At 59.4% G+C, this 389-nt stretch carries 1 protein-coding gene; it reads left to right on the forward strand.

The window, feature by feature from the left end; genetic code table 11:
• Positions 1-219: 219 nt before the first annotated feature.
• Positions 220-389 (forward strand): GntR family transcriptional regulator (locus tag OC23_RS19640; RefSeq protein WP_152607803.1); only part of this gene is annotated, 170 nt, incomplete at its 3' end.

Genomic DNA, 389 nt, shown 5'->3' on the forward strand with positions numbered 1-389 from the left:
GTTATTATAAATAGGCGAAATCATCATAGAATCCGCCTCCACGCTGCGTCAACGACGACAAAGTCGGTGTTTACGCCAAGGTGTGTGGGATTGAGGTGCCGGGCGACGATGCGGGAATGCGGTGCGTACGCACAATCGAAGGGCATGCATGCACCACCTCGGGCAGCCCGGGCGGCACAAGCTCGCAGTTAGAGTGCGCGCAACAAGGAACGGATATCCATGGCCACACTCGGATCAGGCAAGACGGCGTCGATCGGCATCCGCAAGCAAAAGCGCGCCGACCTCGTTGCCGAAGAACTCAAGCGGCTGATCACGCAGCGCAACCTCAAGCCCGGCGACAAGCTCCCGCAGGAGATCAAGCTGCAGGAGACCTTCGGAGTCAGCAAGGG

Origin of the sequence: Acinetobacter sp. A47 (genome assembly GCF_000805455.1) — a bacterium.
In the GTDB taxonomy this organism is placed as follows: domain Bacteria; phylum Pseudomonadota; class Gammaproteobacteria; order Pseudomonadales; family Moraxellaceae; genus Acinetobacter.